Origin of the sequence: Streptacidiphilus sp. EB129 (genome assembly GCF_041262645.1) — a bacterium.
Lineage (GTDB): Bacteria > Actinomycetota > Actinomycetes > Streptomycetales > Streptomycetaceae > Streptacidiphilus.
In genome coordinates, this window is record NZ_JBGCCS010000006.1 from 287993 (window position 1) to 307061 (window position 19069).

Annotated in this window: 21 protein-coding genes; 7 read left to right on the forward strand and 14 right to left on the reverse strand. The window is 70.4% G+C overall.

Features of this window, described 5'->3' with window-relative positions; translation table 11 throughout:
• Positions 1–349: 349 nt before the first annotated feature.
• The 8 genes from ABH925_RS10590 to ABH925_RS10625 all read right to left on the reverse strand — a co-directional run bounded on the left by ABH925_RS10590 (position 350) and on the right by ABH925_RS10625 (position 7279).
• The gene (locus ABH925_RS10590) at positions 350–1063 is read right to left on the reverse strand and encodes a hypothetical protein (RefSeq protein WP_370147104.1); all 714 of its coding nucleotides are present in this window, start codon (positions 1061–1063) and stop codon (positions 350–352) included.
• Positions 1060–2211 carry an NAD(P)/FAD-dependent oxidoreductase gene (locus ABH925_RS10595; RefSeq protein WP_370147105.1) on the reverse strand — a complete coding sequence of 384 codons (1152 nt, stop codon included), beginning with the start codon at positions 2209–2211 and terminating at the stop codon, positions 1060–1062. The genes ABH925_RS10590 and ABH925_RS10595 overlap by 4 nt, the downstream gene beginning before the upstream one ends.
• A complete protein-coding gene (locus tag ABH925_RS10600; protein WP_370147106.1) occupies positions 2211–4151 on the reverse strand; it encodes a LodA/GoxA family CTQ-dependent oxidase in 1941 nt (646 codons plus the stop codon). Before ABH925_RS10600 ends, ABH925_RS10595 begins: the two co-directional genes overlap by 1 nt.
• Positions 4152–4254: 103 nt before the next feature.
• Positions 4255–4440, reverse strand: coding sequence for a hypothetical protein (locus tag ABH925_RS10605; RefSeq protein ID WP_370147107.1), 186 nt, complete (start codon positions 4438–4440; stop codon positions 4255–4257).
• Between the two features lie 219 nt (positions 4441–4659).
• On the reverse strand, positions 4660–4833 hold the full coding sequence (locus tag ABH925_RS10610; protein WP_370147108.1) for a hypothetical protein: 174 nt from the start codon (positions 4831–4833) through the stop codon (positions 4660–4662).
• Positions 4834–5117: 284 nt separating this feature from the next.
• A complete protein-coding gene (locus ABH925_RS10615) occupies positions 5118–6305 on the reverse strand; it encodes a helix-turn-helix domain-containing protein (protein WP_370147109.1) in 1188 nt (395 codons plus the stop codon).
• A gap of 107 nt (positions 6306–6412) precedes the next feature.
• Positions 6413–6565 (reverse strand): hypothetical protein, encoded by a 153-nt coding sequence (locus ABH925_RS10620; RefSeq protein WP_370147110.1) that lies wholly within the window; start codon positions 6563–6565, stop codon positions 6413–6415.
• A gap of 243 nt (positions 6566–6808) precedes the next feature.
• A complete protein-coding gene (locus ABH925_RS10625; RefSeq protein WP_370147111.1) occupies positions 6809–7279 on the reverse strand; it encodes a hypothetical protein in 471 nt (156 codons plus the stop codon).
• Between the two features lie 485 nt (positions 7280–7764).
• Between ABH925_RS10625 and ABH925_RS10630 the strand changes: the two genes are divergently transcribed.
• A complete protein-coding gene (locus ABH925_RS10630; RefSeq protein ID WP_370147112.1) occupies positions 7765–8148 on the forward strand; it encodes a hypothetical protein in 384 nt (127 codons plus the stop codon).
• Between the two features lie 271 nt (positions 8149–8419).
• Here ABH925_RS10630 and ABH925_RS10635 read toward each other — a convergent pair whose 3' ends face one another.
• The gene (locus ABH925_RS10635) at positions 8420–8845 is read right to left on the reverse strand and encodes a hypothetical protein (protein ID WP_370147144.1); all 426 of its coding nucleotides are present in this window, start codon (positions 8843–8845) and stop codon (positions 8420–8422) included.
• Here ABH925_RS10635 and ABH925_RS10640 point away from each other — a divergent pair.
• Together ABH925_RS10640 and ABH925_RS10645 are read left to right on the forward strand one after the other, a co-directional pair.
• The gene (locus ABH925_RS10640; RefSeq protein ID WP_370147142.1) at positions 8742–8981 is read left to right on the forward strand and encodes a transposase family protein; all 240 of its coding nucleotides are present in this window, start codon (positions 8742–8744) and stop codon (positions 8979–8981) included. The two genes, ABH925_RS10635 and ABH925_RS10640, sit on opposite strands and share 104 nt — an antisense overlap.
• A 599-nt stretch (positions 8982–9580) precedes the next feature.
• Positions 9581–10735 carry a YncE family protein gene (locus ABH925_RS10645; protein WP_370147113.1) on the forward strand — a complete coding sequence of 385 codons (1155 nt, stop codon included), beginning with the start codon at positions 9581–9583 and terminating at the stop codon, positions 10733–10735.
• Between the two features lie 32 nt (positions 10736–10767).
• On the opposite strand, the gene ABH925_RS10650 is transcribed toward ABH925_RS10645, so the two are convergent.
• From ABH925_RS10650 to ABH925_RS10670, 5 genes are all read right to left on the reverse strand, one after another.
• A complete protein-coding gene (locus tag ABH925_RS10650; protein WP_370147114.1) occupies positions 10768–11802 on the reverse strand; it encodes a hypothetical protein in 1035 nt (344 codons plus the stop codon).
• Positions 11799–12098, reverse strand: a complete 300-nt coding sequence (locus ABH925_RS10655; RefSeq protein WP_370147115.1) for a DUF6247 family protein — start codon at positions 12096–12098, stop codon at positions 11799–11801. Before ABH925_RS10655 ends, ABH925_RS10650 begins: the two co-directional genes overlap by 4 nt.
• Before the next feature lie 76 nt (positions 12099–12174).
• Positions 12175–12357 (reverse strand): hypothetical protein, encoded by a 183-nt coding sequence (locus tag ABH925_RS10660; RefSeq protein WP_370147116.1) that lies wholly within the window; start codon positions 12355–12357, stop codon positions 12175–12177.
• Between the two features lie 81 nt (positions 12358–12438).
• Positions 12439–12561 carry a hypothetical protein gene (locus ABH925_RS10665; protein WP_370147117.1) on the reverse strand — a complete coding sequence of 41 codons (123 nt, stop codon included), beginning with the start codon at positions 12559–12561 and terminating at the stop codon, positions 12439–12441.
• On the reverse strand, positions 12558–13250 hold the full coding sequence (locus ABH925_RS10670) for a TetR/AcrR family transcriptional regulator (protein ID WP_370147118.1): 693 nt from the start codon (positions 13248–13250) through the stop codon (positions 12558–12560). The genes ABH925_RS10665 and ABH925_RS10670 overlap by 4 nt, the downstream gene beginning before the upstream one ends.
• Before the next feature lie 128 nt (positions 13251–13378).
• Between ABH925_RS10670 and ABH925_RS10675 the strand changes: the two genes are divergently transcribed.
• From ABH925_RS10675 to ABH925_RS10690, 4 genes are all read left to right on the forward strand, one after another.
• A complete protein-coding gene (locus tag ABH925_RS10675) occupies positions 13379–15160 on the forward strand; it encodes a CocE/NonD family hydrolase (protein ID WP_370147119.1) in 1782 nt (593 codons plus the stop codon).
• On the forward strand, positions 15157–16575 hold the full coding sequence (locus tag ABH925_RS10680) for an MFS transporter (RefSeq protein WP_370147120.1): 1419 nt from the start codon (positions 15157–15159) through the stop codon (positions 16573–16575). Before ABH925_RS10675 ends, ABH925_RS10680 begins: the two co-directional genes overlap by 4 nt.
• Positions 16576–17815: 1240 nt before the next feature.
• On the forward strand, positions 17816–18430 hold the full coding sequence (locus tag ABH925_RS10685) for a hypothetical protein (protein ID WP_370147121.1): 615 nt from the start codon (positions 17816–17818) through the stop codon (positions 18428–18430).
• A 27-nt stretch (positions 18431–18457) separates the two neighbouring features.
• On the forward strand, positions 18458–19066 hold the full coding sequence (locus ABH925_RS10690) for a nucleotidyl transferase AbiEii/AbiGii toxin family protein (protein WP_370147143.1): 609 nt from the start codon (positions 18458–18460) through the stop codon (positions 19064–19066).
• Positions 19067–19069: the final 3 nt, after the last annotated feature.

The following is a 19069-nucleotide window of genomic DNA, read 5'->3' on the forward strand; positions in this document are numbered from 1 at the left end:
GACTGCGCCGGGATCGGGAGAGGGCCCTGGTGTGGAGGGGCTGCGCGCCCTTCGTGGAGTCGGCCGGTTGCGCCCACGCTTGTAGCATGCGTCGGCTCCGTTGTGCTCAGGCGCCGGTGGGCTCCGCGGCGCCCTGGCCGGGGTCTGGTGGCCGTCCCGGGTGCCGCGCCCCGGGGAGGGGCGCGGCACGGTGCGGCCCGGGCGTACCCGACCGCGGGGCAGACTGCTGCCGCGCGGTAGCCGGGGGGTCTGCCGGGTCAGGGCAGGAAGTACATCGGGTTGGGGAGCTTGAAGTCCGGTCCTGGGCGGCCGCGGGCCAGGGGTGTGTGCTGGTCTGCGGCCGTACGGCTCAGGCGTTGAGGGTGGTGATGTTCCACCAGGCTTCGTCGCCGATGTCGAGCGTGATCGGTACGGGGCCCGCCTTGCCGCGGTGGAGCTGGGCGTCGTAGGTGCGTTCGGGCAGGGGCCTGGTGGTCCAGGGGAGGCCGTTGTGCCCGTTGTCGGGGACCGAGGGGATGGTCACCTCGAAGGCACTGGCCAGGTCGTCCTGGGTGACACCGGCGGGCACCTGTCGCAGGGTGGAGATCTGCTCGAAGTGGGGGCGGTTGACCAGGCGGTGGGCGATATGGGCCTCGTCGCCCCGGCCGTAGATGAGGTAGGTGAGGTGGGCGGGGAAGGGCTCCTCGCTGAAGCGGCGGAAGTTCAGTACCCGCTTGATCCGGGCGGTGAAGCCGCCCGAGATGGGTTCCCAGATCCGGTCCTCGCCGTTGCCGGTCTGGGTGACCCGGTCGAGCCGGGCCGGGTACTCGGTGACTGTGCCGTCGCCGATCGGGGGAAGGACCATGTTCGCGGTGTTGCGCACCGCGTGCCAGCTGGCGGGGTGCTCGGCCTGGTCCTTGAGGTAGGTGTCGACGATGTCGGTGGGCAGGTCGTACTGGAGCACGACCTGGTAGCGGTGCTCGGCCATGCCGAACATGGCCAGGTGGTAGCCGAAGACCGTGTCCCGGCCGGACAGGATGAAGGAGTGGACGGAGGGGTCCTCGTGGTCGTGTCGGGCAGTCATGCTGATTCCTTTCGGGTTGTGTGCTGCGCGAGGGTGGCGTGTCGGCGTTGCCAGAAGGGCCGGTCATGCCAGCGGTGTTCCAGCGCGTACACGGCGTGGTGGTTGCGCCGGTACGCGGCCAGGAGCGCGGCCACGTTGGTGCGGTACGCGTCCAGGGCGCCGGTGTCGCCGTCGAGGTGGGCGTGAAGGGCCGCTGCGCCGGTCATGCCGGTGTAGAGGGCGGTGAGGATGCCCTGTGAGGAGATCGGGTCGAAGGCGCTGGCGGCGTCGCCAACCGCGATCCAGCCCTCGCCGGTGGGCTGGTCGAGGTGGGAGGAGTGAGCGGGTGCCCGTCGGGGCAGCACCGGGGCCGGCGCCGGATGGGCGTGGGTGCGTACGGCGATGTGCCGGGTGTTTCGCATCAGCCGCAGGAAACCCGGGGCGTCGCGCAGTGCCGGCGCGGCGAGGTCGGCGTCGGTGAAGTACGCCACCAGGCGTCGGCCGTTGGGCAGGGGGGCGGTGTACCACCAGCCGTCCGCGGTGGACTCGACCAGCGAGGAGGTCTCGGTTGCCCGGCCGGTGGGGGCGGGCGCCAGTTCCAGGCAGGTGGCGATCAGGCGGTCGGTGCGGCGCCGGCCCGCCCGGTGGGGCGAGGCGATCGCCTGGCTGCGGCCGCTGGCGTCCACCAGCCAGTCGCATTGCACCAGTCGCTGGGAGGCGGGCCCGCGTAGCGCGACCGCCCAGCGTCCGTCCGGTTGCCGTGTCCTGGGGCGGACGATGGTACGTTCCGCCACCTGGGCGCCGGCCGCGCGGGCCGCCTGGCGCAGGCACCGGTCGAAGCGCTTGCGATCGAGGTGCCAGCCAGGGCCGTTCGGGTCGTTGATGAAGTCGGTACGGCCCAGAGTGGTTGATCCCCAGGACGAGAGGTTGGCGTAGCAGGTCATATGCCCGGCTGTGAGGGGTTGTTCGCCTGCTCCCAGGTCGTGCAGCAGGACGCGGGCCGCGGACGGCAGGGCTTGCCCGAGCTTGGGCGGCCCGGTCCCGGAGTCGGCGAGCAGCACGGTGCGGCCGGCTCGGGCGAGGGTCAGGGCGGCGGCTGCACCGGCGGGCCCGCCGCCCGCGACCACCACTTCGTAGCGGCCGGCGTCGCCGGTGGGCGAATCGGGCATCACGCGCTGTCGCGGAAGGGTGCGACCTTGTCGATGAAGCCGGCCGTCACCTCGTCGGATGTGTAGCCGCTGACCGCGATCGCCTGGTTGATGGCCACCGACGCCATGGCCGGGTCGGCGGCCTGCGGCACGTGCAGGGTCACCAGGTTCTGGGTGGGGGAAACGCCTTCGAGGTCGATGGACGGCGTCGACTCCACCTGGATCCGGGCGGGGAAGTCGCTGGCGCCGTCGCGGACTTCGATGATGCCGAGCCGGTACCAGTCGTCGATCATCTGGTTGAGCTGCTCGGTGTTCTGCCCGCGGAGCCCGCGCAGCCACACGGCACGTCGCTCGAAGGCCTCGGTGCGTTCGGGCAGTGGGCGGCTCTCGTCCACCACCACCTGGTAGTCCTCCTCGGTGAGCACGTGGTTGGGGACGCGTGCCGGCCAGAAGCTGGGCAGGTACGGGTCGTGGCGCGGGCTCAGGGCCAGCTCGTAGCCGGAGCGGCAGCTGGCGGTGTCGGTCTGCCACGGCACTGCCATCCAGCGGGTGAGGTCACCGGGGCCCTGGGCGTAGAGCGGTCCGTTCACCGACAGGGCGGTCTCGGCGGTGAGTACCGTGCCGTACTGGGGTTCAGGCTGGTCTGGCGGGCGGTGGCGGATCCGGAACGGCGCCATGTACATCGAGGGGTGCCGGATCGGCCAGGTGACCTCGCAGCCGGGGTGGAAGGCGTCGGCGAGGCAGGAGTCCAGGGCGGCGCGGTCCAGGACGGCCGGCCGCTCGGCCAGTGGCACGTCGGTGAGGTTGCGGGGCGGCGGCGTGGCACCGGGGGTGTCCCAGTCGTCCTCGAAGTCGCCGTCGGCCCAGTACTGGAACATCCGGTACTGGGTCGCGGAGAGCGCCATGTGCTGCAGCGGCGTGCGCGGCGGGATGGCCATCCCGTCCCCGTACAGCCAGGGCCAGGGGACGGGGGAGGCGCCGTCGCGTGCGAAGTCGCGCAGTGCGTTGAAGACCTGACGGCGCAGCGCGCGGCGGGTGGTGGACCTGCTACTGAGCCGCTTGAGCGTCTCCGGGGTGAACAGGGGGCCCAGGCCGTTGTGGCCGTAGTAGCCGGCGAAGCCCTGGTTGACCCACTGGTGGTCGCAGAAGCGCTGCAGGACCGGCGCGATGTGCTGGGTGAAGGAGACCTTCGTGGGGAATGGCAGCGATCCGTTGCTGACGAACACGTCGTACAGCAGGTCGTACAGGGTCCGGATGCCCTTCAGGGCGGGCGCGTAGTTCGGGGGGCCGACCAGTGCCCAGGCGGGATCCACCGGCAGTTCCCGGCCCGCCACGCTGACGGTCGCCGTGACCGGGCCGTCCCCGATGTCGTCGTGCCAGCCCTCGTTGTTGGCGTAGGTGGTTGCCGGCTTGCCGTTGTAGGCGGCCGACTGGCCGAAGCCGCCGAATACCAGGAGATGACCGTCCGCGTCGGTACGCAGTTCTCCGAGATACACCTCCTTCCCCATGAATTTTCCGTCTCGGAAATGGAAGTCCGGGCCCCAGGTGTTCTTCCCGCTGATCGTGATCGGGCCGGCGTCGATGACCAGATCCTTGCGCAGGTCGCCGGTGATCTCCTTGTTGCGCAGTTCGGACGGCTTCGCGAGCGCGGCGTCGGGAATGTCCAGCGCGAGCTGGAACTGGTACCAGGCCGCCTTCTTGTTCGCCAGCCGTGCGGTCCAGCGGATGTCGGCGTTGTCGGGCGTGAGTTCCGCGACAACCTGGCCCAGCGCGTTGTATCCGTAGATGCGGAAACGTGCGGCCTCGCGTTTGACGGCGCCTGCGGAGTCCTTGTAGAAGCCGGGATCCCGCGGCTCGGGATCAGGTACCTCGGGTGCAGTGAAGTATTCTTCCAGCGAGTTTCCCACCCGGGCGATTCCGATTGCCGGGTGGATTGCGGCGCGGACGATTTCATCGAGCATATGGCTCGGTTTCTCCGATCGTGAGGCACTGGACTGAAGTAGAAGGTTCGTCATCGGAACGATATTGCTGGTGGGTCTGCCTCAAGTGGATGGACACGGGCAATCACTCGCACGGACGAATCGGGTGGACTTCGAGGACGACCTGCTCAGTGGCCACCCCGAACTCTCGCGCCGGCGCCCGTACGCTGCCGCGCTTGTATTCAGTGACCCTGGGGTTGCGCCGGGCCCGTTCTCTTAGATTTATCTGGGGAAACTCGGCAAGCGCATAGCGCTTCTTGAATTCGGCCATCAATTGCCTAATATTTCAGCCCGCACACCAGTACCGGCCGCCAGCCGAGCCGGCCGGACCGTCGCGATCGTCGACGCCTGCGACACCCCGAACGCGGCGGTCGACCTCACTGCCTGCCGTGCGCAGTACGGGCTGCCTGCGTGCACGACCGCGAGCGGCTGCCTTCAGCAGCAGCGATGAGGCGACCTACGACAAGTACTACAACCATCGGAGTAGCGATCACCGCGAGCAACGGAGACGGTGGCTACGGCGTCGTGCGGCGACCGGGCCGAGTTGGTCGGGGTAGTCGGCGGCGAGCCAGTGGTAGAGGGGCATGCCACGAACGGCGGGGATCGCGACGATGTCCCAGTGGACACCGGCCTCGACCGGGCGCGCGGTGGCGCGCTTCGTCACGACCCGCCGCCCTGATGCTCCGGGCACGCCACCATGGTCCAGCCCAGACGGCCGCCCGCGCAGCTGGTGGTGTAGACGCGGCCCGCAGGTGCCAGAGGCGGCCTCGTGCTCCCGCACTCGATGCACGCCTCACCATGAAGGCGAGCGATGCTCAACGTGTCGACCGGTAACGAGCGTTCGACCGACGGCACAACAGACGTGGCCACTCCGTTCCCTCGCGGGCTTGGATGTGACCATGCTCCCGACCTGCAACACCCCGCAGGGACACAGTGTGTGTCCCTGGATCAGATCACTCCTACCCACTTCGCATAGCCGATCAGCGATTCCCGGTCCGAAGACTTCGTCCGCACCAGTGACCGCATCGTCTCGTGGACCTGCGGGTGCTCATGGCAGTGCTGCGGAGCAATCCGCCGCGCGACTCGCAGCGACTCGAACGCGTCGTCCCCAAGGTTCTGCCACAGCTGGGCGCGCGCCACGTCGATGTAGTAGTGCGACCGCCGTTCCGCAGGAAGCTCCAGCGGCGGCTTCCACTGGCGGGCAGCCGCCTGTACGGCCGGCCCGTCGTTGAGCTCGACGCCGACGGCGACCTCGTGCACCCGGTACGACGACGGACCGAACGCGGTGCCCAGGTACACGCCCTCCCGTACGGAGCTGCACAGGGCCTTGGCCTCGGCCAGGTGCACTTCCGCCGTCGTTGCGTCCTTCATCCGACCTGCAGCCACTGCTGCGCGCATGTGCAGCGCCCCAACCGCCGCCCGTGCCGCAACAGCGTCCGGAGCCGGCGCACGGTCGATCGCGGCCTGCAGTGTCCGCAGGCCCGCGCTGAGACTGACCGGCTGCCGCGACGCGAAGAACACCTCCATGCGCACATACGCCGCTGTGGCCTCCAAGACGGGGTCTTCGGCGTTGCAGGCCGCCCACCGCATCAGCTCGATCAGGCGCGCGGACAGGTCGTGGTAGCCGTACTTGTACGCCACCGCATCCGCCGACCGGTACGCCGAGGCGAGGAGCCGTGCGGCGTCAAGGCGCTCTTCGCCGGTCAGGGACTGCACCGCGCGGGAGAGTTCCGCGAGAGGCTCCGGAAGAGCCCTGGCCAGTTGGGTGTAGCGGGAAGCAAGCCGCCAACCCTCCAGGTCGGCCACGGACGACCGCAACGCAGCCGGATCGCGCACGGGCCCGTCATCGGGCAGATCGTAGGCGTCGACCGCAGCCCGCAGAGCAGGTACTGCGGCGTGGATACGGCTGTCGCTGCGCCGCGCGGATCCGAGCAGGCGGGCCGGGTCGATGTCGAGGGCTTCGGCGATGGCGTCGAGTACGTCCTCGCCCGGGTTCCGCTTACCTTGCTCGATCTTCTTGATGGTGCTGAGCGACACGCAGGCGAGGGCGGCGAGTTCGCCCTGTTCCATGCGCCGGGCACGGCGGGCGGCGGCGATCCGCGCCCCTACTGGGGTGTTGGGGTCGGATGGTGCCATGCGGGACTCCGTTCCTGACTCATCATCTGGAACGGTGTCGCGCAGGGTAACCGAGGCGATACGGATACTGCTCTACTGGGCCTTCCGCTGGTGGGGAGGTGCCGCGTTCACGCCCCGGCGAGCAGGTCCGGCAGTGCGAGGATCGTATCGGTCTGCCACTGCGCCGCTGCGGCTTCGACGCTGTCGGACCAGAGGTAGCCCCACGGGCCCCGCCGAAGGTGCACGGTGTGCAGTCCGGCCGCCCGCGCTGGGACCCACATTGATGTACCCGTCGGCGTGTGCCGGGGCGATGCCGAGGGTGAGGGCAACGAGCGGAGCCGCAGCGGCGGCCAGGGCAGTAAGACGCTTACGCATGGGTAACCCCCAGTCGTGAATCGGTGAATGACGAGGCCGCCTTGTGAACTCCGGCGCTCCTCAGGTCGATGAAGATGCTGCCTGCCGTCCCGCCCGCCATTGGTGCGGCCACTCTGCGCGCAGTTCCGCGGGGCAGCTTCACGTGTCGTTCAGCCGCACGTGGTAGTGATCGGCGTGGTGCCGACGTACACCCGGCCGTACGGGTTGATGTTGACGGTCGATCCGGCTCCCCACTGGGTGTTGCTGGCCCACACGGGGGCGCCGGAGGGGGTGTAGACGACAAAGTTCCCGTCCTGCTGGTAGGCGGCGTGATCCGCCCCGGAGCCATAGGTGTTGGACGCCCAGCACACACGCCAGGGGCCGTCGCCCTGGGCGTCGTCTGCGACGTATTCCACCAGGTTCCCGTCCGACTGCATCTGCAAGATCATCGCCTTGCCGCTGAAGAAGTTGGGACTTTGGATGTAGCCGCCTGCGTAGAGGGTGTCCCCCCGGCTGAGGGAGCTGCCGTAGTCGGCGCCCCCGCCGCCCGGCGGGTTGCTGACCGCGTTCGCCGTGGCCGGTGACAGTAGTGTTGCGGCGGCCACGGCGGCCAGGCCGATAGCGATATGCGTCTTGCGCATGGGTGTCCCCCCGAAGGTGAGTTGGGTGTGCTGGATGGCGCCCGTGGCCCTGACAGGTGCTGCGGGCGGCGACGAGTTACATCGAGAGCGGAAACTCCGACCGCCGCAGTGGGCGCGAGCCTTTGGAGACGGCGTACCGCCTTCCCTCTCCTCGTTGAGGATGTCAGGGCGCCGTCCGATGGTGTTGGCGCTGCGTCGACAGTTCCTTGGCTTTGCGTCTACTCGCGCGCGCCCGGATACAGCCGGCTACGTCGGGAGTAGCGCGCGGATGTGGTTGCTGGCCGGCTGGGCCGTGCTCTTCGCGGGCGCGTGTGGATTCCAGGCTTTGACGGTGTATCAGCCCTGCTCAGGGGCGAGGCGGAACGGTATCTTGCCCTGAGGCGACCCATGGGTCGGATCGTCAGAACGGGGGGCTGTTATGTCTGCTGGTGCGCAACTGCCAGGGGTGGTCTGGTGGGTGGTGTTGGCCGCACCGCGTCATCGAGTTGGACGGATGGATCTACGCCGTGGTCCAGCCCCGGCACGACTTCACGGGCTGGCGTCGGCGCGTGCGGGGCTTCGCCGGGCAGCGCGTGCACGCCGCCCGCACCGGCCGCTCCCTCGCGCTACTGCGCGCGCTGCCCGGCAGGCCGGTGAAACGCGGCGCCTTCGTGGACCTGTATGCCGGCCGGGACCGCCTCTACCTGGCAGTGATGTACCGTGACCGCTCCGAGCTGCTGGCGTACCGGAACGGCAGGGTGCTCTGGTCCACGCCTCTGTCCCACCGCGCCGTCGTCCCGTTCGGCGACCGCGTGCTCGTCCTGACCGAGGATGAGCAGGACCACCTGCGACTGATCGACGGCGAGACCGGAGAGCTGTGCCAGCAGTGACCACCGACACCTCCGCGCGGGCATGCAGCCGACCGCGCCCGTCCGGGACGGCCGGTGACGGGCATCCCACGGCCGCTACTGGACGGCTCCTCGGCGGCCGATCCGGCTGCACGCCGATCTCCAGTACCACGACGGCGTCGGCCGGTCGGTCGTGGTGGTCACCTGGGCGGCGAGGGTCTCGTACCCGGTCAGCGCTGGTCCAGGTGCTCGGAGCGGAACGCCGCTGGCTCGAAAGAAGGCGGCGCGCAAGGTGGAGGAGCCCGGGGCGCGGTCAGCGGTGTGAGCGGTGCCGTGACGGGATACGGGGCTCCCGTCCGGCGGTGGTGAGGGGGATGACGGGCCAGCGTGGGCCGGTGGCGGGGTCGTTGAGCCAGGCCCACTGGCCGGCTGGGGTGACGGTCATGCCGTAGTCGTACGGCACCGGCCGCCCGTGTTCCTCCCACTGGTCCCACGCCGTCAGCGTCTCGTCGCCGATGCGCAGCGGGCCGCCCTGGCGGAGCGCGGCCGTGCCGTCGCCGGTGGCCGACAGTGCGGCCCAGGACCGGTCGCCGTCGTGCAGCCACGCGCTGACGCCGTCCTGGTCGGTGCCGGTGATGACGACGGCGTCCGGCGCACGCTGGCCCGTTTTCCTCGCGCTGACGGCATGCGCGGTACTGGCCGGGGCGACCTCGCTGCTGGCGGTCGGCGAATGGATCACGGACGCGCCGCCGCAGGTGCTGGAGCGGCTCGGCCTGCGGCCCGACCCGGTGCTGCCCCGGCGGCTGGCGCCGGCCGAGGCGACGGTCCGTCGGCTGCTCGCGCGTATCGACGGCGACGCCCTGGGCTCTGCGTGACGTCCGCGACACCACCTTCGCCGAGGACGCCTCCCAACTGAGGACCGGCAACGCACCCCGCGCGATGGCGACCTGGCGCAATCTCGCCGTCGGCGCCCTCCGGCTCAGCGGCGTCACGAACATCGCCGCCGGCCTCCGCCGCAACGCGCGCGACGCCCAACGACCCCTCGCCGTCCTCGGCCTCACGTGATCACAAAACGGGCGCCCGCCGACTATTCCGAAGCCCTGGCCGTAGGCATGGAGCAAATGGTCAAGAGGTGTGGATCGTCATGACTTGCCTGGCTCCTGGCGCGCCGTGACCTGGGCCATGAAGGCGGCTGTGGCGCGCGGGTTCCGGAGCACCTGCAGGGTCGCGTCACCGGCCTGATCCGTGATCGCTTTCGGGAGGAGCGGCCGGTCGTTCTTGTCCGGCCTGAAGGCAGCCGCGCTCACCAGGAATCCACAAGGTCCTGCGGCACGATCGCTGCGCCTCAGGATACGGCGGAAGGAGAAGAATGAATCTCGCGGGACGGCGGTTGTCTTCGCTTCTACTGACACTGGCTGTGGGCCTGGTCGGCTCGGCGTGTCAGCGGGGCGGTGCCGCACCGCCGACAACGCCAGTGGCCGCGCTGGCATCGCAGCCGGAGTCACCACCCACGTGCCAGTCCGGGCCCGCCCCGGCGGAGAGGCAGCTCAGCGGCGTCCAGACCGAGAGTCTGACCGTCCCGGCACAACCGTTCGGCCTGGTCTACGCCTCGAAGGGCAACCTCGCCTTCACCGTGTTGCATTCGGGACTGGGAGTACTGTCCACCGACGGGGGCACGCCCCGGCTCGTGCGCACGATCCCGCTTCCGGCCGCGAGCCTGGGTAAGGAAGGCGCCACCGGAATCACCCTCACCCATGACGGAGGCGAACTGCTCGTCGCCGCGGGCCGCGGAGCAATCGTGGTGGACGCGGCCAAGGCGGCAGCCGGAGCCGCGGGGGCCGTGCTGGGCACGCTCACCGGGACGGCCGGCACCAGCGCGATCGAGGTCACCGTCTCACCCGATGACCGCTACGCCTTCGTCAGCCAGGAGTACGGAGACGCCGGGACCGACCATCGCGGCGACATCGAGGTGTTCGATCTGCGCACAGCGGTTCGCTCCAGGTTCGAACGGGCCTCGTACATCGGCCGCCTTCCGCTGGGCGACGCGGTGGTCGGCACCGCACTCTCACCCGACGGACAGCGGCTGTACGCCACCAGTGAGGTCGCCCCGGGCCGGAAGGGGCCGGCAGGCTCCGCTCAGGGCGAGCTCAGCGTCATCGACCTCGCCACCCTGGAGTCCACTCCGGACAAGGCCCTGCTGACCAGTACCGCCGCCGGCTGCCAGCCGGTGCGGGTCCTCTCCGCACCGGACGGCCGCACCCTCTGGGTCACCGCACGGGGCAGCAACGCCTTGCTCGCCTTCGACGTCGGCAGGCTCGCCACCGATCCGCACCACGCTCTGCTCGCCTCTGTCCAGGTCGGCACTGCCCCCGTCGGCCTCGCCCTGGTTCAGGGCGGCAGGCTGGTCGTCACGGCGGACTCCGACCGGTTCCACACCGCCGGTGCCGTCACCGGCCTGACGGTCGTGGACAGCCAGGCCGCCATCGCCGGGAAGCCGGCCGCCCTCGGACGCATCCCCACGGGCTCATTCCCCCGTGAGTTCGCCCTCAGCCCCGACGGGGAAGCCCTGCTCGTCTCGGACCACGACTCGAAACAGATCCAGGAGATCGACACCACCACCCTGCCCTGAGACCGTCCGTCGGTACGAGCTGGACCCACGGGTCAGACTACGACTACCGCACTGGCTCCGGGAACGCTCTCGCTGTCCTCGGTGGTGCGCTGCAGCATCGCTGGGACTGCGTCGGCCAGGCGCTCGATGGCCGAGCGCCAGACCTGGCCGGTGGTGGACACCTTCGCGGCGAGTTTCTCGTACTCGGCCAGGGCCTGGTTCTCGTGTTCGTCGCGGAGCGCCCGGGTCGGCAGCGCGTCGGGCCTCCGGTCGCGCCCGTCCCGCAGCTCTGCCGCCACGGTTCTCGCTCTCGCGGCCTGCGGTGGCCACACCGGCACCACAGGGGCGGCCGCGCCGTCACCGAGCACCCCCTTGGCCACGACCACCACGCTCGCCGCCAGCACGCCTGCCGCCGCGCCGACCGGGGCAACGCCCACGGCTACCCCCTCACACGCGCCGCGGCGGCCCACCGCGACCCCGTCGGCCGACAATTGCACGGCCGCCGCGCGGCAGCCCGGGCACATCGTGGTCCACGCGCGTTCCGCGATCGGGACCGGGCTGACCGCGACCGCGACCCGGCTGCAGTGCGGGGCGGACGTCATGAACGACATCGAATACGACCCGGTCGGCCCCGCACGAGACTGGGCGTTCGCGCCCGGCGGGGTCACGGCCGAACTGATGAACGACCAGCCGGCCATCGAAGCGGTGCCCGCCGCCCCCACCCCCTCTCGGATCGAAGTCGAAGTCGGAGAGCTCCAGTGCCGCCAGTTCGGCCAACAGTGGAGTCGTAGAGCCGAGCTCAATTGGTTGATCGATCCGCCGATCGATTCGAGTGTGTCACCGCTGCGCCAGTGGCAGCTCAGGTGCCGCATCTGGCGGTTGATCAGGTAGACGACGGTCAGCGATCCGACGCTGGCGCGGCGCAGTTCCACCCCGTCCGGGTCGGTCTTGTCCCCCTGGGGGAAGTCGAGCGGGGAGTGGGAGGCGAGGTCCAGCAGATCGCGGACCATCTCCTGGACGGCGGCGGGCAGGTCGGCGAAGTAGTTCCCGGCCTGGGCGGAGAGCCGGACAGGCCACGCATCGCTCACGGCCTGGCCCCGAGGACCTCCTCCAGGGCGACCGAGCCGCTTTCGTCGTAGCCGCTGGCGATGAACGCGTCGACCGCTTGCTCGGTGTCCAGGCGGGAGCGCCACTCGCGGATGACGTCGTGCAGAGGGGAGAGGTCGAAGGTCTGGCGGCTCCCCTCCAGGGCGTGGGCCCAGTCACGCTCGAACGCCGGGGTCCAGCGCTCCGCGCGGCTGGACGCGGCGACACGGGCACGCAGTTGCGCTCCGGCGTTGGGTGCCGGCGGCGGGGCGGGGAAGTCGATGGGATGCGCGGACACAGTGGCCTCGTCCGGTGCTGCTGAGTCAACCGTAGCGTGACCCCTGAGCGGTCGTCAGGGGCTTCGCTGCGGCAGGTCAGACGGATTGGTCGCCGGAGCGCGGGGCGTAGGCGGGGTTCCAGGAACCGACGATCGCGAATCTGGGGCAGGGCAGCCACACGGTGGGCTGCTGCTGCCCGGCGGGGTCCAGCATGGCCAGGACGACGATGTCCGCGTCCGGCACGCCCTGCTGGAGGTCGAGGTGGATCCGGGCCTCCACACCCCGCCGACCCGGGCCGCGTCGGACGGGTGAGTCTGCACGCTCCGCTGATCAGAATGGGCGGCCAGTTGTCACCGTCCGTCAGTTCAACCGTTCCCTGCGCGTGTCGAGGCCGAGGCGGGTGACTTCACCGGGCGCCTTGCGGCTGATGCCGGATGCCTTCATGTCGTCGGCTGCCTGGATGATCCACACGTGCGAGGTCACGTTCCGTGCGTGGTGGGGTCGGGCTGTGGGCGGTGCAGGGCCTGCAGGACGAGGCGTTCGAGGAGGGCGAGGACCTCGTCGAGGGGGTAGTCGTCCTGGGCGATGGCGTGGTGCAGCTCGATGCCGTCCACGGCGGCGAAGACGAGTTCGGCCAGGGCCCGGCTGGGGGTGTCGAGGTCTGTGGTCCCGTGCAGGGCTTCGGTGAACGCGGAGATGGTCCAGGTGTTGAGGCGGGCGAGGCGGGTGCGCAGGGCTTCGTCGCGCAGGGCGAGGGTGGCGATCTCGAAGTAGGCCCGGGATGCCTCGCGGTCTTCGCAGATGCGTTCGACGGTGCTGATGTAGGCGTCCCAGCGGTCGGCCTGTTCGGGGAGGCCGGCGGCTCGGTCGGCGAAGTCCGCGATGGTGTCGGAGTACAGGACGTCCATGAGTGCCTCGATGAGGCCGAGGCGGGTGCCGAAGTGGTAGGAGACGGTGGTGACGTCCACGTGTGCCTCGCGTGCGACGGCCACCAGAGTCAGGCCGGCGGTGCCGCCTTTGAGCAGGACCCGGTGGGCGGCTTCGAGGATGGCGCGGGTGGTGGCCGGATAGTCCTTCGGGCGCTGGGCGAGGGGGGCGCCTTCACCTGAGGGGCGGCGCACGACCTCGCGGGGCCGACCGCGGCCGCGCCGCTGGCCTGGTGTTTCGTCCACGTTCACCTTTGTGTGGCACCGCGTCGGGGGCTGCGGAATTCTTCCCATGGTATCCACGCGCCCTATGACTAGCGTCACGTTCACCAGCCGCGCCGCGTCGAGCAGACCGGCAGACCCAAGGACGTGCCATGTCGCATGTGATCGCCGATGCCAAATGGGCGCTGACCCGCCTGCACATGGCAGTGGGCAAGCACCTCGTACTGCCGTTCAAGGAACTGCCCTCCGCAACGCCTGAGCGTTTCCCCAAGGCGCGGGCGCTGCGCGGAGCCATGGTCGCGATGCGGGACGGGGTCGAGCTGTTCACCGACGTGTACCTGCCCGCCGACCGGACTGGAGCACCGATCGCCGCGGCGGCCCCGGCGATGCTGATCAGGGTGCCGTACGGCACCCGGGAGGCCTACACCTACATGCCGGCCGTAGGCCGCTACTGGGCCCGGCGCGGCTACGCGTGTGTGGTGCAGGACGTGCGCGGCCGATTCGGCTCCCAGGGCACGTGGGTTCCCTTCGCGCACGAGGCCGACGACGGCTACGACACCATCGACTGGGTCGCTGGCCAACGGTGGTGCGACGGCCGGGTGGCGATGACCGGCGAGTCGTACTTCGCGTTCACCCAGTGGGCGGCAGCGGCCGCACAGCACCCGGCGCTGACCTGCATAGCCCCCGGAGACATGGGCCTTGACCTGCACACCCTGCTGTACGAGGGCGGTGCCCTGTGCCTGGGCAGCACCGCCCTGTGGGCCTGCGACCAGGCCGGAAGCGGCTACCTGAACTGGCACCGGTTCGACAGCGAGCACCTGCCCGTGCGCGACATGGCACAAGCCGCGGGGCTGCCCAGCGCGCTGTACCGCGATGCGGTCGACCACCCGGCGCGCGACGCCTTCTGGCAGGAGACAGATTTCCGGCACCTGCTCGACACGATCGAAGTGCCGGCCATGGTGTGGGGCGGCTGGTACGACAACCTGCTTCCCGCCACCCTGCAGACCTGGGACGCCCTCGAACAGCGCCGCCCCGAACCGGACCGGCGCGCCGACCGGCGCCTGGTACTGGGCCCCACCGACCACGAGACGAGCTGCGACTTCGACGGCACAGTCGGCCGGATACCGGTCCCCGCGCAGCCGCGCAGCTGGGACCGGGTTCTGGAATTCACCGACGCCGTCCTGGACGGGCAGGAGCTCGGGCCCCGGGTCCGCGCCTACATCACCGGCGCCGACCGCTGGCATCACAGCGACAGCTGGCCGCCCCCTGAAGCCCGGACCCACCGGCTGTACCTGCACGCGGACCGCACCCTGAGCACCGAAACGCCCGCTGCGGGCAAGCCAGGGCAGCTGAGCGGCAGCGGGGACGGCCAGGCTGCCGAGTTCACCTACGACCCCGCCGATCCCGTCCGATCCTGGCAGGGCAAGGACCTGTGGGCCATCACCCGCCACCTGGACGACCGACGCCCGCTGCACCAGCGCCCCGACATCCTGCTCTACCGCACCGCACCGCTCGGCGCCCCCATAGAGGTCCTCGGGCAGGTGACCGCACGCCTCTCGGTCCGCACCAGCGCACCCGACACCGACTTCACCGTCGCCCTGATCGACATCGCCGCCGACGGTCACGCCCAGCTCGTCCAGGAAGGCATCCTGCGGCTGTCCCACCGCGACCCGGCCCACGCACCCCAGAACGCCGAGCCCGGAGAGCTGTACGCGATCGACGTCGAAGTCGGCGCCACCGGGCACCACTTCGCCCCCGGACACCGCATCGGCATCGAGATCTCCAGCAGCGCCTTCGACCGCTGGGACCGCAACCCCAACACCGGCCACCCCCAAGGCACCGGCACCACCTGGCAGACCGCCCGCCAGACCCTGCACCACCACGACGCCGCGCCCTCCCGCATCGACCTGCCCGTGATCGGAGAGCAGCCATGACCACCACTCACACACCCCGGCCGACCACCACCGCACTCCCCAGATCCACCCGCTGGGGCTACGGCGGCGGCGAATGGGCCAACGGCGTCATGTGGACCGCATTCACCACCCTGTTCCTCTACTTCACCACCGACGTCGTCGGCGCCAGCGCCGCTTTCGGTGCCACCATCATGATGATCGGCACCGTGTGGAACACCGCCCTTCAGCCCTACGTCGGCGTCCGCTCCGACCGGCTGCGCTCGCGTCACGGCCGACGGCTGCCGTTCCTCCTCGCCGCTGCCGCGCCCTACGCCCTCACCTCCTGGCTGCTGTTCACCGACTTCGGCCTCACTGGAGTTGCACGCACCCTCTACTACACCGTCGTGGTCCTGGCCTGGTTCACCAGCCTCACCCTCTTCTACGTCCCCTACGGGGCCCTGGGAGCCGAACTGAGCACCGACTACAGGGAACGCACCACCCTGGCCGGCGTCCGCACGGTCTTCTCCCAACTCGGCGCCCTCGTCGGCGCCGTCGCACCACTCCTACTCGCCGGACTGCTCACCGGGCCCCTGGGCAGCGACCGAGCGGGCTGGTCAGCCGCCGCCGCCATCTGCGCCGTCACCGCCTCCGCCGGGATCCTGCTCACCTGGGCCACCGCCCAAGGACGCCAACTCGCCGTCGAACCCGCCGCCGTGCGCCTGCGCGACAGCCTGGCCATGCTGCGCTCCCGCACCATCCGCCTGCTGCTGGGCGCCCTCACCTTCGGCTGGGCCCCGCTCAGCGTCACCGGCGCGGTCGCGATCTACTACGCCATCCACATCATGGGCTACAGCCAAAACGCCGCCTCCCTGGTGATGCTCACCTGGTTCCTCTGCGGCCTGGCCTGGCTACCCCTGGTCCAGCTCTCCTGCCACCGCATCGGAAAGACCCGCACCTACGTGCTGTTCACCGCGGCCTGGGCGGTGATCCAGTGCCTGTTCCTGCTGCCCAACCGCGGCGACCAACTGCTGTTCTGGGCGCTGATCGCCACCAGTTCGGCCGGCAGCATGGCCGTAGCCGTCACCGGCTGGTCCCTGCTCGCCGACGCCACCGACGTCGAGGAGCTACGCACCGGCGAACGCCGCGAAGGCGCCCTGTACGGCCTGGCCGCCTTCGCCCAGACCGCCGCAGCCGCCCTCGTCGTCTGGCTCGCCGGACTCGCCCTGACCGCCGCCGGCTACCACGGCGGCACCCAACCCGCCACCACCGCCCGCGACACCATCCGCATCCTCATGTCCCTCGGCACCGCCATCTGGCTCATCCCCGGCATTCTCTGCGCGCTGAGACTGCGCCTCACCCGCGGCCGCCACCACGCCATCCGCCAGGCCCTCGACGCACGCACCACAGGAACACCCCTGCTTCCCGAGACCGAAGCCAACCTCCTGCGAGGACTCTGACGAACAGGGCACGCAGCGCGGGCAGGCTCGGGTCGTGCAGCTCGGCGGCGGTGGCCCAGCCGATGGATGCGCCGACCGGCCAGGTGGTGCGCTGCCTCAGTTGGCGAGGCACACGTCACGATCTTTCCCTGTTGTCGGAGCCGATGGATAGGTTTCGGGCATCGGAACGGCGCACATCCCACGAAGGCGGTCCTCGGTGAGTTGCCACATGCATCTTCGGGCTGCCCTGCCGTCAGAAATCAACTCGGACAGCCGGTGGATAGCGGCCTTCATGCTGGAAGCGTGGACCAACCATCCGCAGGAGTACGCCGCCGGCGTTGCGGACTCGATCGAGAAGGACTTCGCGGGCGTCAACCATCTCTACACCGGCTCTCCCGGCGGCTCCGAGGACGCCGACCACCCGAGCGGTCTGCCCGTGTTCGGCGGTGATCAGATCCCGAACGAGACCGGCCCTCCATTCGTGATCATGCAGCCGCGAGAGGTGGGGGCCGCCGCGCAGTTCCGCTGCAGGGCACTGGCCTGCCCATGCTGGAACGCTTCGCCGAGACCTGCAAGGTGCGCCCGCACCGGCCGCCTCGCGTCGGCTCCCGGCGTGGGGCCGCCCGCTGTCATCGGCAGGCCGGTGCGGAGACGGTGTGGCCGTGGTGCACGGCCCCACTACCACTACCGGTGGGCTGCGACCGAAGAGATGAACGGCTGCCCACAACCCCCTTGCCCACACACGGCCGAGGCGTTCGACGCCTGCCCTGTAGGGCCGTTGATGACGCCTCTTGAAGACGGGCCTGGGCGGAGTTCCGTGAATGATCTTGGGTGGGTTCGCGTTACCGCTGGGGGAGCCTGCAGAGGTCGAGTGGTTCATTCAGGTGTTCAGTAGGGCCTGGGGGAGGAAGCCCGCATGGGCAAGCAGCCACCACTCCGCCTCAGCGTGGTCGAAGGAGCAGCAGCCAACCCAAGTGGCGCGGGGTGCCGGTACGTCAGAGTGCGCGCGGTGGTGGGTCCTTGCCTGCAGTGGCCGCCCGGTGCTTCGGGGTGCCCTGGCCGCGATTGAGATCCGCGATCGTGACGTTCGCCGAGACCGGGGAGCGGATCGAGGTGCTGCCGTTTCTGTCATGCTTGTGTCGAAGAGGTGGCCGTGGGGGGTGGACGGTTCATGCGTGGCGCTCGGCGAGGGCAGCGGTGGGTGGGCGGAGTCGGACGGGATGGTCTCGTGGGTGGTCGGCGTGGTGCTGTGGGAGTGAGAGTGGCCGGGCATGTCTTGGTCGCCGTGGTCGTATGCGGTGTGCTGGCGGCTGCTGAGTACGGCGCCGGGTACCTGTGGCACCTCGGTCACCACGACCTCGCGGGGCTGGTCGGAGGAGCGCTGGTGCCCGCTCTGGCGTGCTGGTATGCGATGTGGTCGGCTCGTGGTGCAGCGGTCGGAACGGCCCTGCTGCTCGTGTGCGCTTCCGTGTTGCTGACGGTGCTTTCCGGGGCGGCGCTGGATCAGGGGACGTTGGACGGTCGGGGCCGGGTCGTGCAGGTGGTCGTGGAAGCCCAACGCGTGGTGGATCCCGGTGGAGACCCTCCGCAGCCGCCGTACGAGGTGGTGACGCTGAAGGATCTGTCCGGCCGGCCCGTCTCGGGCGTGCTCGAGCATGATGGGCTCCACGTCGGTGAGCGCATCACCGTCACCGTCGACCCGGCGGGGGCGGTGGCCCCGGTGTACGGCGCTCACGTGCACGGAGCGGGCGAGGTCTGGGCGTGGGCTGTGGCGGTGCTTCTCGTGCAGCTTGCCGTCGTGCTGTCGTCGGCCGTGCGGCGCGCGCTGCGCGGGGGACGGGACGCGGCGGCGCGTGGATCCTTGGTTCTTGAGTAGTAGGCGGGAGGCTGGGCCGTGGAAGACATGGAAGTGGGGGACGCGGACGATAGCGCGCGGGAGCGGTTCGCGCGCTTCGGCAGCCAGATACCGCCGGGGCGGCTGGATCCGCCGGCAGTGCTGTGTCCAGTCAGTACCCCGGAAGCCCACCACCGGGCGGCGGCGGACCCATTCCTTGAGCAGCCGGGGCGGGCCTTGAGGGTCGGCGACCCCCACTGTGCCGGTCCCGTCGAGCAGGCGGCGTGGTGCGCTGTGCGACGGGATGCGCTGGACGTCGTCCTGACCACCATCGCCGCCTCGGCCTGGGCGGACTCGCTGGTACTGCGTGGCAGCGCGTTGTTCGCGGCCTGGCTCGGTGAAGCCGCGCGGGAGCCTGGCGATCTGAACTTCGTCGTCCGGCCGACCGATTGGCAGCTGCAGGACCTGCGCACCCGGCAGCTGCTCGACCAGCTTGCCGCAGCGGTCGGCCGGGGCACCGGTCCGGGCGGCCTGCGCTTCCTGCCCGGCCAGGCTGCCGGCGGCGAGGGCGGGACCGGCCGGGGCCCTGGGCACCGCCTCGTGCTGCCCTGGGCGGCCGACGGCGGGTTCGCTGGCTCTGTGCAGCTTGATCTCGCCTTTTCCGAGCGCCTTCCGTAGCCA